Raw genomic sequence first — 16,397 nt, forward strand, 5'->3', positions numbered from 1 at the left:
TGAGCCCATAATATAAAGTTTGCTAAACGCAAGAAGGAAATAAACATGACACAAAATTATGAACATACCGATGGCAATGGAAGTCCAAATCCAAACGCTGCTAATTGGGCCGAGGTCGGTAGGGAGAATGGACCAGTTCATCTGGACTTATCTACATTAGATTTTTCTAAAGTAAAAGATACTTATAGTAAGATCAAAGATCCCAATAAGGCTATTGAGGTTGAGATTTCAGAAACCACTCAGAAGGTAGAAACAGTTATCACAGAAGAAGACGGAACAGAGCGAGTTGAGACGGTTAATATAGCGAATCTTGGTGATGCAATCGTTACGGGCGAGAAAGGCGAGCGTTATATTATAAATGCCAAAGATTTTCATAACCTCTATGAGCCACTTACGGAAGAGAATGGTGTAGCTGCTAATGGTAAGTATTTGCCTAAAAATGTTGTGAAGTGTATGGAGAACCCAGAGGGTAAAGAGATTGTCATTGATGCGCCGTGGGGTGGTCAACAGACAGGTGGGGCTAATTGCATAATTGTAGAAAGTCAAATTGAGAACAGTAATGGTGAAAAAGAAAGATATATTATTGAAAGAGGTGCGTTTGAGGCAACATACAAAAAAGATAGCCAAACCGCGGAAGGAGAGCAGCTTTAGTTGGCTGGGCTAAAATTAGTTGCCGGACGCCGCACGGATAAATATCGGGTGGCGTCTTTTCGTGCTCAGTCTAACCGATCTTAGATGCTAATTTGTCAAATATTTTCTCATCTGTTATAATGCAAAAAGTATGGTTCAAGTTACACGTAAAGATCAGAAGGAAGCGAACGAGAATGTGATTCGTCGCTTTAATCGCAGGGTGCTGCAGAGCGGTGTCCTTGCGCGGGCAAAGTCGGTGATGCGATTTGCCAAGCCGATTTCCAAGGTTGAGCGCCGCAAGAAAGCGATTATTCGCCGTGAGCGCCGGGCCGAGAAAACAGCCAGGATGCGCATGGGGGCAACGCGTTAATGTCGGCGCTGAAAGCGCGTATTGCTGATGAGATGAAAGCCGCTCTTCTAGGGCGGCATCGCTTTCGGGGTGATGTCCTGCGTAGTTTGAAGGCGGCAATTCTTAATGAGGAGGTGTCGCTCGGTAAGCGCGACGAGGGTTTGAGTGATACAGAAGTCGAGAAAGTTATTGCCCGCGAAGTCAAAAAACGTAAAGAAAGTGCCACGTTATACCGAGCAAATGGCCGGGCGGAACTAGCCGAGTCAGAGGAGAAAGAGGCGGCAATTTTACAGGAATTTTTACCTAAACAGCTGAGCGAGGACGAGATTCGGGTAATGGTCGAGGCAGCGGTTGCTGATTTGGGTGCGACGATGCAGCAGATGGGTCAGGTGATTGGCGCGGTGAAGACTAAAGCCGGCAATGCGGCTGACGGCGCCTTGATTGCGAAAATTACCAAAGAAACGCTAGCAAAATAATAACAACACAGAAAAAGGAGTAAAGAATGATCTTATTATTTGGGCCGCCGGGAGCTGGTAAAAGTATGCAGGGGCAGATGTTGGCGGCGCGTCAGGGCTGGAAGTGGCTGTCGACTGGCGAGATGCTGCGCCGCAGTAATGATCCGGTGGTGATCGATATTTTACGCTCGGGCGAGTTGGTGGGCGATGAATTGATTTACCAAGTGTTTGAACAGGCGGTGCAGGATGCGCGCGATAAGAAATATTCGAATATTATCGTTGATGGTTTTCCGCGGACGAAGGAGCAGGCGGCGTGGCTGGATGAGTACATGGCGCGGATGAATGAGAAGATTGATACAGTGATTTCACTGGAAGTGCCGGAGGCGGAGATTATGCGGCGGCTAGAAAAGCGCGGTCGGTTGGAGGATACGCCAGAGGCGATTGCCCGGCGAATGACGATTTATCGGCAAAAAATGTATCCGGTGTTGGGGATTTTTGCTGAGGCGGGGGTACGGATTGTCCATCTGGACGGTGTCGGGACGGCTGGCGAAGTGCATGACCGGATTTATGAAGAGGTAGCGCACGCATGTCAACTTTAATTACGGGTGAGAAAACGCCGCAGCAGATGCAGGATATGCGCGAATGTGGGCGGATGTTGGCGACGATTTATGACGAGTTGCGCCGGAAGGTAACGGCTGGCATGAGCGAGCTGGATGTTAATGAGTTTGTGGCTGGGCGAATTAAGGATTTCGGCGCGGAAGCAACGTATTTGACGGATGAGGTGAAATTCCCAGGGGTGATTTGCGTGTCGACCAATGAGCAATTGGTGCACTCGTTCCCGACAGACTATGTGTTTGAAAAGGGCGATGTGGTGAGTTTTGATCTGGTGATTGGCTACCGTGGCATGAAAACGGACAGTGCGTTTACTATGGTGATTGACGAAGAGCCGCGCGGCGCTAAGAAGCATTTGCTGCACGCGACAGAACAGAGTTTGTATGCGGGAATTGATGCGATTTCTGGCGAGGGAACGCGCGTTGGCGATATTTCGGCGGGCGTAGAAGCAGTGTTGAAGAGAGCCAAATTGGGTATCATTCGCGAGCTGGTTGGCCACGGTGTGGGGCTGGAAATGCACATGAGCCCGGAGATCCCAAATTATGGCCGGCGCGGTACCGGGCCGGTGCTGCACGCAGGTGACACGATTGCTATTGAGCCAATGGCCAGCCTCGGCAGTGAGAAAATTGTGACTGAGGACGACGGTTGGACGATTAGCATGAAGGATGGCAGCCTGGGTGCGCATTTTGAACATACTGTGTTGATTACTGAGACGGGTGCGGAGATTTTGACGACACTCTAGGCCATCTGGTATACTAAGCATATGCAAGAACAATCTCGATATGTGGTAGGAATTGATGTTGGTACGAAGATCGTGCGCTGCGTGGTCGGACATATCGGGGAGTCGGGGTTGCCGAACATTGTTGGCGTTGGCGTCAGCGAGAATAGCGGTATGCGTAAAGGTGCGGTATCGAACTTGACGGGGCCAGCGGCAGCGATTGACAAGGCGCTCGAGGCGGCCGAACGCATGAGTGGTCATCATATTAATGCAGCGGCGCTGAGCGTCAATGGGTCGCACATTCTGAGCACCAAGGCCGATGGTATGATCGCGGTGGGGATGAGCGGCGGTGAAGTGACAGACGAGGATGTGCTGCGGATTGAAGAGGTAGCAACCACTGGGAAGGTGCCGGCGAATCGAGAGATTTTGGAGATTGTGCCGCATGCCTATCGGTTGGATGGGCAGGACAACATTAAGGATCCGGTGGGGATGAGCGGCACGCGTCTGGAACTACGAGCAAATGTGGTCTCGGGCTTGACGCCGTATGTGGCGAATTTACGCCGGTCGGCCGAGATGGCGAATGTCACTGCCTCGAGCCTGACACCGAGCGTGTTGGCAGCGGCGCGAGCGGTGCTCAGTGAGTCGCAGATTGAGAACGGCGTGGCGGTTATCGACATTGGCGGTAGCACGACCGGTGTGGCAGTATTTGAAGAGGGCGACTTGCAGCATGTGGCGGTGATCCCCATGGGGGCGCAGAATGTGACAAATGATGTGGCGATTGGGCTAAAGACTGACCCGGAGATCGCTGAGGCGGTCAAATTGGCGCACGCCCGGCTGGGCGGCGGTAAAGCTGGTCGCGTTGATACCAAATACGACAAACAGGTGTATACATTTGAACAAAGTGAGATTGATGAGATTGTCGAGGCGCGCTACGAGGAGATTTTCGAGCTGGTTGCCAAAGAGTTGAAGCGGGCCGGCGGTATCGGACGGCTGCCAAGTGGTGTGGTGCTGGTTGGTGGTGGCGCCAAGGTTAAGGATCTGGTCGAATTTGCGAAAAATAGCCTCGGCGTGGCGGCTAAACTAGGCGTGCCGGCAGGATATGCAGGCGTCAGCGACGAGGCGAATGGGCCGGAGTTTGCAGCGGCAATTGGTCTGATGCTCATTGACGGGGCAGGGGCCGAGCGGGCTGAGCACGCGCAGAGCAAAGTGGGTTCGGTGACAAAGAAAGCCGGCGGGATGATTAGTCGATTGCTAGCGAGGTTTAAGTAGGAGCTAGTAGACAAAGATGGTATACTTGATAAGAGAAAGATAGGGAGAGGAAAATGCCGCAGATTACACCAAGTGAAGTTCAAACGTTTGCCAGTATCAAAGTTGTCGGTGTCGGTGGAGCTGGTGGTTCGGCCATCAATCGGATGAAAGATGCGGGGCTCGCTGGCGTGCAGTTTATCGCCATGAACACTGATGCTCAGGCGCTGCACAATTCCAAGGCAGATGTCAAGATTCATCTCGGGCACACTACCACCAATGGGTTGGGTGCCGGTGCTGATCCGATGGTTGGTGAGGCGGCAGCCAATGAGTCGCGCGAGGAGATCCGCCAGGCGCTCGAGGGTGCGGACATGGTGTTTGTGACGATTGGTGCTGGTGGTGGCACCGGATCGGGTGCTGGGCATATCGTGGCAGAGATTGCGCGCGAGATGGACATCCTGGTGGTTGGCGTGGCGACGCGGCCGTTTAGTTTTGAAGGCGAGAAGCGTCGGGTGAATGCAGACTGGGCAATTACTCACTTGGGCCGACAGGTTGATACTTTGATTACTATTCCGAATGACCGATTGCTGCAGACGATTGATCGGCGGACGCCGCTGCTCGAGACGTTCAAGATTGCTGACGACGTGCTGCGCCAGGGTGTGCAGGGTATTTCCGAGCTGATTACCGAGCATGGTTTGATTAATCTCGACTTTGCTGACGTCAAGGCGGTGATGAGTCGGGCTGGTTCGGCGCTGATGGGGATCGGTCGGGCCGATGGCGAGAACCGTGCGGTGCAGGCCGCTCAACAAGCAATCGAGAGTCCGCTGATCGAGGTGTCGATTGACGGCGCGAAGGGTGTGCTGTTTAACGTGACCGGCGGTTATGACATGAGCATGGCGGAGATTCAGGAGGCGGCTGAGGTAATTACCAGTGCGGTCAGTCCTGATGCCAATATTATCTTTGGAGCGACGCTCAAGCCAGAACTCGAAGACGAGGTGATCATCACGGTTATCGCCACCGGGTTTGATAGTGAGACCTATCATGATCACGAGGTGAGTTTGACGAGTGAAGCGTCGCATGAATCAGAGACTGAAGTTGATGATGAGGTGGTTGAAGGGATTGATCTGGAGCTCAGTGAGCAGAGCGGAGCGACGGACTTTACGGCTGAGCAGGAAAATAACATCTGGGATCAGCCAGCTGAGGATGAGGCGGACGAAGATGATACGCCAGCCTTCCTTCGCCGCCGCAAAAAGAACAAGGAGGAATAAATGAGCGGATTTAACATTGGTGATAGCCGCGTGATCGAGTCGCGAGAGGTTTCTGATGGCGTGGCGATTCGCCGCCGCCGCGAGACGCCGGATGGACGGCGTTTCACTACGTATGAACGAGTAGAAAAGCCAAACCTCATTGTGATCAAGAAAAACGGTAGTCGTGAGCTGTTTGACCGAGTTAAGCTCGCGCATGCGGTGCGCCAGTCGGTTGGCAAATTTCTCAAGTCCGACGAGGAAGTCGAGTCGATTATTACGGCGGTTGAAGATAAATTGTATGCTCTGGGCGCCTCAGAGGTACCGTCGCGGCAGATCGGCGAGTTTGTGCTGGATGAATTAGCCAAGCGTAACGAGGTGGCGTACGTACGTTTTGCCAGCGTGTTTCAGAAGTTTGAGACGCTGGATGATTTCGTCAAGATATTGGAACAGCGTCGCCAGAAAGGACAAGAATAATGCGAGTCGTTGTCGTATATCGGGCAGAAAGTGATTACGCGCGCCAGGTTATCAGTTTTCTCCATGACTTTAGTCGGCAGACGGGGCACACGATTGAAGAGCTTGACCCAGATTCGGCTGAGGGCAGCGATTTTTGCCGGACATACGACATCGTTGAATACCCGACTGTTATCGCGCTAAGCGCTGATAGCCAGATGCAGAACATGTGGCGCGGATTACCGTTACCGACGATTAGTGAGGTGAGTTTTTATGTTTGACATGCTGCGTAAGTGGCTCTCGAACAAAGATTCAAAACGCCGGCAGCTCGCGGTATTAGCGCTGCTGCTCGGCAGCGGTTTGGGCTTGTTGGCCTCGTTTGTACTGTCGATCGAGGCGCTGACGCTTGCTAAAAATTCGCATGCTGCATTGAACTGCGACTTGAATTCGGTGATAAGCTGTTCGGCGGTGGCAAACCATTGGTCGGCGACACTACTCGGCTTTCCTAATAGTTTTATCGGTATGATGACGCTGCCGGTGATGGTGACAATTGCGGTGGCGCTGCTAGCGGGCACGAAGTTTCCGAAGTGGTTTATGTGGGGCGCGCAGCTTGGCGCGGTGGCGGGCCTTCTGTTTGCTGGTTGGATGTTTTATATGAGTTATGTTGAGATTGGTGCGTTGTGTCCGTGGTGTTTGACGCTGGATGCGGGTATGCTGCTGGTCTGTTACGGACTGACGAGATATAATGTGGTGACTAGGATGGTTGGCGGTAGGCGTATGAGAAAATTTGTCGACCGGGGATTTGACACGTTCCTGTTGGCGCTAGTGACCGTTGTGATCGTTGTTGTTATTTTGGCAACATTCGGGCGTGAGCTATTTGTATAAATTAAGAGTAGGTGTATTGAATAATGGTGCTGGTATCCGTATACTGGGCATATGAAGAAAAATTTTCTCGTCAGAGCGTTTTTGGGCATTACCATCGTGGCGCTCGGCGGGATTCTGCTGCTGCGGAATCTCGGAGTTATTACCTTTAATAGCTGGCCTCTGTTTTGGGGCGCTTTTTGGGCCTTTGCTGGCTTATTGATACTATTATTCAGTTATCGCAGACCGATAGACTGGGTGTGGGGGCTGTTATTGATAGCTGTTGGCGTGTTGATCGGGCTGGGTGCTTATGGTGTAATTAATATTGGTACGTGGAAATCATTCTGGCCGGTAATACTGATTGCTATTGGTTTGTCGGTCGTATTTGGTATTGGTTCAGGCCGTCGGCAGCCTAAAAAGCGGGTGGCTGATGATGGTGATAGTGAAAAAGTTGCAATTTTTTACGGTGAAGAATCGCGGGTGAAAGGCGATTATACTGGCGGCTCGGTGACAGCGGTATTTGGCGGCGTAGATTTGGATTTGCGCCAGGCGAAGATCAAGGATGGTGCAGTCATCGACGTCTTTACCTTTTGTGGCGGCGCCAGCATTAGTTTGCCTGACGACGTGATTGTTAAAAATGAGGTGCGTGGTGTTTTGGGTGGCAGTGAGAATAAAACTGCGCCGAAGTCTTCTGCTAAAAAGACGATCTATCTGAGGGGTGAGTGTATTTTGGGCGGCTTGGAAGTTAAATAAGCTTTTTACCATACAAAAAGCCAGTGGGGAATTCTACTGGCTTTTATGTTTTAAGGACAGTGTGCGGCAGAAGCATTATAAACTTGACAAATATAGATATATAGAGTATTATTTGGATAGTTCAGTAAAGCAAGAAAAAAGGAATTAGGTAAAAATAATGCATGATCATCTATCGCCACGACAGGAGCATTCGATACCACCGGTATCATTGGTGAAAGAGGCCTATGATGGAATCATTGAGCACAACAAGGGAGTTAAGTCCATTTAGAGACCTAGTACTTGCTATAATAGCAACAAACAAAGCCAAAGCAGCCGAGGTAGACAGTGGTAGTCTCGAAGAGGCTTTATCGGATCAGACTAGCAAGAATCGTATCAAGGCTGATATCCAATGTCTACAGCATGCAGAAATTCTTGGTGATGCGAGTGTTCGGCTGGCGGACGGGGGCGGCTCAATGGCGATGATCGGTAGTTCTAGCGAGACCATGGTCGGTGACGGTAAAATTTATCCGGTCGTTCCGGGTGATTCACTGGAGGATGTTGGTAAATTTGTACAGTATGTGGAGAACCTACAACCAGGTGATGACCTTCGACTAGTAGTAGATGTTTTGAAGACGACCCGAAGCGCAATTGCGAAGGGCTGTACGGGTCAGTATCGTGAAGGCGTTGCTGATGCTGATAGAAATAAGCTCCAGAGCCGGGTAGGGGAAGAAATAGAAAAGTTTATACAGATTGATGAGGCGGCGCAGATCAATATACCCGAAGCTTTATCTAAAAGATACCAAAAACTTGAGGATGAAGGATATCATAAATTTTGTAATACCTATGGGGAATTTATTGAGGCCAAAGAGGCAATGGGAGTCTATAAAGACCTCAAGGATGCCGTTACGTATTATACACAAAATGTTTTGCCGGAGTTTGTATTTTTGGGCGACGCTGATGATGAGAGGCTATTAGAGCCTTGGCCATATGTAGATGCTGGCATAGAAAATGTAATTGTGCGGATAACTAATAAGGCTGTGCAAGTAATTCAGGCGAATCATTCACCTGAGGCATTGGCTTATGCCCAACGATATGCTAATAGTTTTGAGGTCGGTCTGATAAAAACATTAGATTATCTGCGTGAGTTTCCCGACGAGGATTGTCAAAACTGTTGGTTGGGTGATGGTGAAACTGAGAGAACATATTCCTCTATCGTACAGGAATGCCTGGATAAGCTACGTCGGGCAAAGGATGACGCAAAGATTAATGAGCAATTCAACCAGATCATAGATGGCCTGAGATGGTAGTATCTAGTAATTCCGTCGAAAACGCGCTACAATTGTCGTAGGGCGTTTTCGCGTGTGTCAGGTGAATGATCATCTTGGCGATACCGGCGCGAAATGAGCGGCTATCAACTGCGAAGCCTGCGGGAAGAAATCGGTATGATTTTGAATCAACTGAGATTAGACCCCGCCGCGACTCGCTGCGACAAAGTGAAAATTGAGCGCTAAAAGAGTGCGTGGATGCCAGTTAACTCGGCAAAACCCACGGAAGAATCACTTCTTTTGGAATCGAGATGGTACCGTCCGCTTGAAACACCTCCAGCGGATTCTCGAAGTCAAAAGAGGTGATTTTATTTTATATAAGGAGTAGTATGCCGATACCAGCCCACAAGTCAGCCTTGCAGCACGCCATTCGCCACGAGTGTGCGGCGCTGTGGCCACTGCTCGAGGCAGCCGCTCCCTGGGCGGATGAGCTGGTGCTTCCGGGGCAGATAAAAGGCACGATGATGAATCCTCACCAGCTAGCCAGCTACCTACTAGGGTGGGCTACCACGGTGCTAGAGTGGGGCAGTGCATATCATCAGACTCATATGGTGCCGACGATTATTACCACTGGCTATGGTGCGGTAGCGCAAAAGTTCTATATGCAATATGCTGATATAGCGTATAGTGCCGTACTGACAAAGCTTGATGAAACGGTGGCAGCGATTGACCAACTGATCGAGCAGACATCAGAAGACGACCTCTACCGCGTCGTATGGTATCGGACGAAGACGAGCGGACGAGAGTATACTATGGCACGGATAATTGAGCTCAACACAGTCGCGCCATTGCGAAATGCACACGGTAGGTTGCGCAAGGCTATGGAGGAGAGAGGATGAGCATTATACCGCAGGATAATCGCATTACGAGTTTTGTCATTGATCGGACGCATGATTATATCATGTATGATACGACTGATTTGGTGCGTGCGATAGACTTTCCGCGTCAAGTGGCGGGGTTGTTGCTCAAAGATGATGAATTCCATTTGTCGTTATTTGCGGTGCGTGAGGAGTACGGGCTCGATGAGGCTGGTCATGGGTGGCTGGAACAGGTGTCGTGTCAAGCTGGTGCAGCAATGACTACAGAGCCAGAATTGACCGGTGATTTTCTTAAGCTAAAGGATGACGTGACTGGCCGTGAAACGATTATCGGGCTCGCTCGATGGGATGAACTAGAAACTTGGCGTGATGCAATTCGTGAGCTGATCCCGCGGGCAGAGTTTATCATTCCGCACATAACGCTCTATACAAATCAGAAGGGTGCGCTTGGGTATAGTGATCGGCATAGGGATCGAGTGCGGGTGCTGGATGATGCAGTGATGATGACACTAAGGAATATATTGTTAAGGAGTAAATCGTGACCAACCAACAACAAGAATGGCTTGATTTTGCAAAAAGTGTAGCGCACGAAGCGGGCAACATTATGCAAAAATATTTTGGTAAAAAACCGGACGCTCATCTCAAGGCGGACAACACAATTGTGACTATTGCCGATGAGGAAATCAACCAGCTTGTGATCAAGCGAGTAGCTGAGCGATACCCATCCCATGATATTGACGGTGAAGAAGCGAGTGCTCGCCGTGGCTCGGACTATGTGTGGGTGTGTGATCCGATTGATGGCACGGTGCCTTTTGCGATGGAGTTACCAGTATCGGTGTTCTCGTTAGCACTGGTAATTGATGGCCAACCGGAAGTCGGTGTGATTTATGCGCCGTTTAGTCATCATTTGTATTGGGCGGTGCGTGGCCAGGGTGCGTTTATGAATGGTAAACAGGTTTACGTAAATAAGAGGGGTTTTGGCAGAATGACTAAGATGAACGTGGATTGGTGGCCGAGTGCAGAGTGGGATGTTATGCGGGTGATTCACGAGTTAACGTACGAGAAGGGCGCATATGTTACAGCGCCAGGAAGCGCGACGCACGCAGCAGCCTTAGTGGCGCGCGGTGAGTTTGCGGCGTCAGTCTTCGCTGGTACGAAGGGTAAAAATGTTGACATTGCGGCAGCAAAAGTTATCGTCGGGGAAGCTGGCGGCAAGGTGACTGACCTTTTCGGCCGGGAGCAGCGGTATGATCAGGATATTTGCGGGGCGGTATTAAGCAATGGAATCGTTCATGAGGAGATAGTGGAGGCGATGAGGAAACTAAAAGAATGATGAGCAGGGAATAGGGAAACTTGAATAGACAATTTAAGCAAAGCAGTGAACGTAAGGTAGATAAGGAGGAAAAGTATGAAATTCAAACACGGAACACGCCGCCGAGCGGCAGAATATGAAAAGGATTGGGTGCAGCGCTGGAAGGATGACCAGACGTTTGAAAAGTCGGTAACGCAGCGGCCGGCGGATAACGCCTATGTCTTTTATGATGGACCGCCGTTTATCACTGGGGTGCCGCATCACGGTACGCTGCTGAGCTCAATCGTTAAGGACGCGGTGCCGCGCTACCACACCATGAAGGGCAAGCGCGTGGAGCGCCGCTGGGGCTGGGACTGTCATGGCCTGCCGGCGGAGAATTTCGTCGAAAAACAGATGAATATTGTGGATCGGCGGCAGATTGTGACGAGTAGTGTCAAGCGAGTCAAACTGGTAAATGATTTCGATAACGCAACGAAGGTTATTACTAAAGTTGCTGGATGGATGGGGCAGCGAGGCTATGGTAGCAGTAGCTGGGATGTCAACAATCTAACGCCAGATAAATTAGCAGAAGAATTTGGGAGAGATAATTTTTATGTAGCTTACGATGACGATAAGTTAGTAGGGAGCGTCGTCATAAGTGACAAGGATAGTTATAATTTTTTTGCAGGCAAAAAGGATAAAGGCACATCGGTTGGTTATCTCTACAAAATGGCGGTACTGCCGGAATTCCAAAAGCAAGGTTATGCGAATGCAATGTTAAAAGAAGCTGTTCGCTTAAGTAAGCAGGAGGGGGTCAAAGAGATTCGTATAGAGGTTGGCGAGCATCAACCTAAATTGGTGAATTTGTATGAGCGCAATGGATTTCAAAGAGTTGGTGAGCATATTTCTACCGAAACAGGGGTTAACTGGTTGCTATATAGTCTCGAAGTGAGTAGTTATCCGGACGCTGTATATAATCAACTAGCGCCACTTGATAAAGACGGTAACCCACTGCCGACCATTAGCCTAGAAAAATACATCACCAAGGCGCGCGAAAGCATGGTGGCCAACAGCGAGACGTGGCAGGGCGTGATCGACCGCATCGGTCGCTGGGTGGACTTTGCGGGTGCCTACCGCACCATGGACAAGAACTTTATGGAGAGCGTCTGGTGGGCCTTCAAACAGCTGTATGAAGCCGGCAAAATTTACGAAGGTGAAAAGGTTTTGATGTACGACACCAAGTTCGCTACCCCTGTCAGCAAGGCTGAGGTGACTATGGACAACGATGCCTACCAAACGGTGACTGACCCGAGTGTGTATGTGAAGTTTAAGCTGGATGATGAAGACGCTGCTGTTTTGGCTTGGACGACCACCCCATGGACGCTGCCAGCCAACCTGATGCTGGCGGTCAACCCGGAGATGACGTACTGCGAAGTAAAGGTACCAAAGGGTACAAAAAATGTGTTCTTGCTCTCGGGTAAGCATGCCTACGCGTCACGTGAGTACTACCCGCAGCTGAAGCAGCAGCTTGAGCAACAGGGGTATGCGGTGACGATTATTGATCATGTCAACCCCGATAGTCCAGACTTAGCAGAAAATGTAGAGCGGTTGGCACAATATGACTTTGCCAATGCGCATGTGGTGACGCATTCGCTCGGTGCAGCGACGTTCTTGAAGTATCTGCAGGATGCTAATGTGACGGTTGCATCGCTGACGATGATCGCGCCAGCGTATGGTGTGTCGAATAGTAGTGATGAGCAATGGAAGCAAGAATCGGGCTATGTTGGCCTTGCGGTTGATCTTGCTCAGGTGCGACGGAAGATTGATCGGCGGCCAACTATTGTCTATTCGGACGATGCTGAGGTGCTTAACCAGGGTTTTGCGCAGCTTGGCACAGAGCTTGACGCAGTGATGCAACATGAACCCGGTAAGGGGCACTTCTTTGCGACGGAGAAGAGTTTGGCGCCAGAGATTACACTGCCGCTAAGTGAAAAGTTCATCCTTGCCGAAGAAGCCCTCGAGCGCACCCTGCAGGATGAAAAGCATCAGTCACTTGATTACGACGTGCTGCGTACTTTCCCAGGCAGTGAATTAGTGGGTAAAAAATACCAACCGCTCGATACCGGCTCTACTTGGCCAGAGAATGACAAGATTCACACCATCTACGCGGCGGATTTCGTGTCGCACGAGTCGGGTACGGGCATCGTGCACATCGCGCCGGCTTATGGTGAGGACGACTTTGAGCTGGCCAAGCGCCACGGCATTAGCGCCTTCCACGTCATCGATGATAACGGCTACTACACCGATACCAATTACAAAGGCCTCGAGGTGTGGGACAATAACAAGTTCATCGCCAAAGACCTGAAAGAAAAGGGTGTGGTGTGGAAGATTGAGTACATTCGTCACGAATACCCGTTCAACCCGCGTAGCAAACAGCGCATCATGTACCGGGCGATTCCGTCGTGGTTCTTCGACATCCAGGGGCAAAAGCCGCTGATGCTGGAGCAGAACGAGAATATCAATTGGTTCCCGCACCACCTCAAGCACGGTCGTTTTGCCAAGAACATTGAGCAAGCACCAGACTGGAACCTCAGTCGCGATCGCTTTTGGGCCACCGCCATGCCGGTGTGGAAGGGCGATCAAGGCACGGTGAAGGTGGTTGGCAGCTACGCAGAGCTCAAAGAGCTCAGCGGCGTGGAGCTCGAGGATTACCACCGCCCGTGGGTAGACGATATCACCTTTACGATTGAAGGCGAGACATTTACCCGCATTGATAAAGTGCTCGATTGCTGGTTCGAGAGCGGTAGTATGCCGTTTGCACAACTGCATTATCCGTTTGAAAACCAGGCCAAGTTTGAGCAGAATTACCCGGCGGACTTCATCGTTGAGTACATTGGCCAGGTGCGGGCGTGGTTCTACTATGTGCATGCCGTCAACGTTGCTTTGGCGGAAATTGGTGCCTTTTGCGAGGCGGGTGAGCAGCATAAAAACGCCTACAGCAACGTCATCACCACCGGTGTAGTGGCGGGCAATGACGGCCGCAAGATGAGTAAATCCCTGGGTAACTTTACTGATCCGAACGAGCTGATGGATAAGTTCAGTGCTGATTCCTTGCGCTTCCTGCTGCTGAGCAGTCCGCTGCTCAACGGTGAAGACTTTGCTTTGCATGATAAGGACGTGGGCGACGTGGCGCGCAAGCTCAGCATGATTTGGAATATGTATGATTTCTTCACCATGTACGCGGAAGTTGATGGCTGGGAGTTTGATGGTGAGATGAAAGATCCGCTGAGCGAGTTGACGAATCCGCTGGATATCTGGATCGTCAGTCGGCTGCATCAGCTAGTGGCAGAAGTTGAGCGTCACATGGATACCTACAATATCCCCGATGCACTCAGCCCTATTTTGCCATTACTCGACGATGCTTCCAACTGGTACGTTCGTCGCAGCCGCCGCCGCTTCTGGAAGTCTGAAGATGATGGCGATAAGAACGATGCCTACCGCACGCTGCATTATGTTCTGGTGCGCCTGAGCTACCTATTGGCGCCGTTTACACCGTTTTTGGCTGAGGAGTTGTATCATAATCTGACGGGTGATGATGAGTCGATTCATTTGAAGGATTGGTTGCCGGCGGGTGAGGTGAATGAGCAGGTGTTGGCCGACATGTCCCGTACGCGTGAATTGATCAACAATGGTCTTAGTTTGCGTATGAAGCAAGATGAGCATCAAGCATCAATTAAGGTTCGCCAACCGCTGCAGTTTGCGGCATATGCGGGTGCGAAATTGGCTGAGTATTACGAGCAGATTATGGCCGAGGAGCTAAATGTTAAGGAAATTCGCTGGATTGAGAATTTAGACGAGCACTTGGCGGACTATGATGTGACCGAGGGCGCGATCAAGCCAGAGAGTTGGATCGAAATTAGCAAGCACTTAACGCCCGAACTCAAACGCGAAGGTCTGATGCGTGAAGTCATTCGCCACGTCCAAAGCGCGCGCAAGAAGGCGGGATTGCAAGTGGACGATCGAATTATGCTGCAGCTGACGACGAGTGACGAGCAGCTCCGCCAAGCGACTGATGAGCATGCTGAGGCGATTGCTACTGAGACGCTGGCGGTGTTTGGCGAGGTGCATGACAACCAGTCGACAGTGACGGTTGAAGGGGCTGAGCTCGAGATTGCTCTTGTTGTTGTAAAATAGTCATCAGGATAAAAGTTACTACCTCAAAACTAATGCGTGACAAGCGTTTGCTCGGCTGCGCGCCGATCGGACATTCATGACCTTGGCGATCGCCATACAACGCGGTACAATGGGTCTATGTGTAATTTAGCAGTTCTCAGTCAGTTACTCTTTTTTGCGCGAGCCGGTGGCGGCGGGTCAAGTTCTGGCGGCGGTGGTGGCGTTGTCCTTTTCGGGATACCGATGGTAATTGCAATTTCGGTAAGTGGTTTTGTGAAAAGAGCCACTCAGTCAAAGATGGCCGCCATAGCGGTCGGGTTTTTGGCCGGTCTACTCGCTAGCTTGTTCTACCTACTCGGCGGTGTTGTTATATTTACTCTGGTGGCTATCTCGGCATTGGTCGGTGCGATCATCGGGGCGTTCACAGACAAGATCAGCCGTTTTCGCAAGGGCAGTGAGGCCGCGCAGCAAGCCGTCCGGCAAGCGGCGGCTCAGGACAGCGCCTGGAACGAACAGGGTATTGTCAATTATGCAACAACGGTGTTTAATCGGTTTCAGTATGATTGGGAGTGGATGGATCTGCCATCAATTCAGCAGTACGTCACGCCGAATTATGCGCGGCACATTGGACTAATGTTGTATGCCCTACAACAGATGGGGCGAGTCAATCGCATGAAGAATGTGGCGATCAGTGAAGCGATTATCACCCGGGCGTATGATGATGCGAATGATCAGAATGACTGCGTGAGTGTGAGTTTTGTTGCCTCGGCAAATGATGAGCTGGTTGACGCGGCGAGCGGTGCGGTGCTGCATCGTGACACGGGCGAGTTTGGTGAGCAGTGGAACTTTGTGCGCTCGGGTGATGGCTGGCTACTAGATAGTATTGATCAGGAAACGGAAGATACTGCCCAGCTTGTTGCCTCTATGCAGCAGTTTGCAGCGCAATACGACATGTACTTCAGTCCGGACTGGGGGCGGTTACTGCTACCGACCCGCGGTGAATTGTTTAAGGGCGGCTTTAAGGGTACTGACATCAATAACCATATCATTGGATTCTGGACGGGCAATTTATTGGTGCAGCTATACACCTATGTGGCTGACGCCTCAAATACTGATTCAGCGACTACATACATTATTGGACAGGTTAATTTACCAAAGTCGTATGGCGGGATTTTGGTGGAGCGTCGGGATTCGCGCTTCCTGAAGCGGTTCAGGGCGCCGTCGGGTTATAAAAAAGTAGAACTGGAATGGGGTGACTTTAACAAGCGCTACCAAGTATACGCCACCGATGAAAATCAGGTGACGAGCTTTGAACTGCTCAACCCAAGTTTCATGGCGTGGTTGTATGATCAGGATATTAAGGTTAATATTGAGGTGGTAGATAATATTGTTTATCTCTATGCCAAAATTTCCACTGGCGAGATGCGCTACGGGGAGATGATGGATATTTTGCAGAAATCACATAAAGAACTCAAGATGTAAGGAGGAGAT

17 protein-coding genes are annotated in these 16,397 nt (G+C 50.6%); all 17 read left to right on the forward strand.

Annotated features, from left to right (window positions below; all coding sequences use genetic code 11):
* Positions 1-45: 45 nt before the first annotated feature.
* The 17 genes from FBF29_00855 to FBF29_00935 all read left to right on the forward strand — a co-directional run bounded on the left by FBF29_00855 (position 46) and on the right by FBF29_00935 (position 16,388).
* Positions 46-651 (forward strand): hypothetical protein, encoded by a 606-nt coding sequence (locus FBF29_00855; GenBank protein QJU07251.1) that lies wholly within the window; start codon positions 46-48, stop codon positions 649-651.
* 130 nt (positions 652-781) lie between these two features.
* Positions 782-1,000 (forward strand): hypothetical protein, encoded by a 219-nt coding sequence (locus tag FBF29_00860; protein ID QJU07252.1) that lies wholly within the window; start codon positions 782-784, stop codon positions 998-1,000.
* Positions 1,000-1,455: a GatB/YqeY gene (locus tag FBF29_00865; GenBank protein ID QJU07253.1), complete on the forward strand. Its 456-nt coding sequence runs from the start codon at positions 1,000-1,002 to the stop codon at positions 1,453-1,455. The genes FBF29_00860 and FBF29_00865 overlap by 1 nt, the downstream gene beginning before the upstream one ends.
* 26 nt (positions 1,456-1,481) lie before the next feature.
* Complete coding sequence (locus FBF29_00870) at positions 1,482-2,033, forward strand: oxidoreductase (protein ID QJU07254.1); 552 nt, start codon at positions 1,482-1,484, stop codon at positions 2,031-2,033.
* Positions 2,021-2,788 (forward strand): type I methionyl aminopeptidase, encoded by a 768-nt coding sequence (gene map, locus FBF29_00875; protein QJU07255.1) that lies wholly within the window; start codon positions 2,021-2,023, stop codon positions 2,786-2,788. The genes FBF29_00870 and map overlap by 13 nt, the downstream gene beginning before the upstream one ends.
* A gap of 21 nt (positions 2,789-2,809) precedes the next feature.
* Entirely contained in the window at positions 2,810-4,033 is a 1,224-nt protein-coding gene (ftsA, locus tag FBF29_00880; GenBank protein ID QJU07256.1) for a cell division protein FtsA, read from the forward strand.
* A gap of 53 nt (positions 4,034-4,086) precedes the next feature.
* Positions 4,087-5,277, forward strand: a complete 1,191-nt coding sequence (gene ftsZ / locus FBF29_00885) for a cell division protein FtsZ (GenBank protein QJU07257.1) — start codon at positions 4,087-4,089, stop codon at positions 5,275-5,277.
* Positions 5,278-5,730 (forward strand): transcriptional repressor NrdR, encoded by a 453-nt coding sequence (nrdR, locus tag FBF29_00890; protein QJU07258.1) that lies wholly within the window; start codon positions 5,278-5,280, stop codon positions 5,728-5,730. It abuts the gene before it with no gap.
* On the forward strand, positions 5,730-5,987 hold the full coding sequence (locus FBF29_00895) for a hypothetical protein (protein ID QJU07259.1): 258 nt from the start codon (positions 5,730-5,732) through the stop codon (positions 5,985-5,987). The genes nrdR and FBF29_00895 overlap by 1 nt, the downstream gene beginning before the upstream one ends.
* Positions 5,980-6,591 carry a vitamin K epoxide reductase family protein gene (locus tag FBF29_00900; GenBank protein ID QJU07260.1) on the forward strand — a complete coding sequence of 204 codons (612 nt, stop codon included), beginning with the start codon at positions 5,980-5,982 and terminating at the stop codon, positions 6,589-6,591. Before FBF29_00895 ends, FBF29_00900 begins: the two co-directional genes overlap by 8 nt.
* 51 nt (positions 6,592-6,642) lie before the next feature.
* Positions 6,643-7,320: a hypothetical protein gene (locus FBF29_00905; GenBank protein ID QJU07261.1), complete on the forward strand. Its 678-nt coding sequence runs from the start codon at positions 6,643-6,645 to the stop codon at positions 7,318-7,320.
* Positions 7,321-7,544: 224 nt separating this feature from the next.
* Entirely contained in the window at positions 7,545-8,606 is a 1,062-nt protein-coding gene (locus FBF29_00910) for a hypothetical protein (protein ID QJU07262.1), read from the forward strand.
* 347 nt (positions 8,607-8,953) lie between these two features.
* The gene (locus FBF29_00915) at positions 8,954-9,463 is read left to right on the forward strand and encodes a ClbS/DfsB family four-helix bundle protein (protein ID QJU07263.1); all 510 of its coding nucleotides are present in this window, start codon (positions 8,954-8,956) and stop codon (positions 9,461-9,463) included.
* Positions 9,460-9,984, forward strand: coding sequence for a hypothetical protein (locus tag FBF29_00920; GenBank protein ID QJU07264.1), 525 nt, complete (start codon positions 9,460-9,462; stop codon positions 9,982-9,984). Before FBF29_00915 ends, FBF29_00920 begins: the two co-directional genes overlap by 4 nt.
* The gene (locus FBF29_00925; protein ID QJU07265.1) at positions 9,978-10,775 is read left to right on the forward strand and encodes an inositol monophosphatase; all 798 of its coding nucleotides are present in this window, start codon (positions 9,978-9,980) and stop codon (positions 10,773-10,775) included. The genes FBF29_00920 and FBF29_00925 overlap by 7 nt, the downstream gene beginning before the upstream one ends.
* A 75-nt stretch (positions 10,776-10,850) precedes the next feature.
* A complete protein-coding gene (locus FBF29_00930) occupies positions 10,851-14,927 on the forward strand; it encodes a GNAT family N-acetyltransferase (GenBank protein QJU07266.1) in 4,077 nt (1,358 codons plus the stop codon).
* Between the two features lie 117 nt (positions 14,928-15,044).
* Complete coding sequence (locus FBF29_00935) at positions 15,045-16,388, forward strand: DUF3137 domain-containing protein (GenBank protein QJU07267.1); 1,344 nt, start codon at positions 15,045-15,047, stop codon at positions 16,386-16,388.
* Positions 16,389-16,397 lie beyond the last annotated feature (9 nt).

Source organism: Candidatus Saccharibacteria bacterium oral taxon 488 (assembly GCA_013099015.1).
GTDB lineage: Bacteria > Patescibacteriota > Saccharimonadia > Saccharimonadales > Saccharimonadaceae > Nanosynbacter.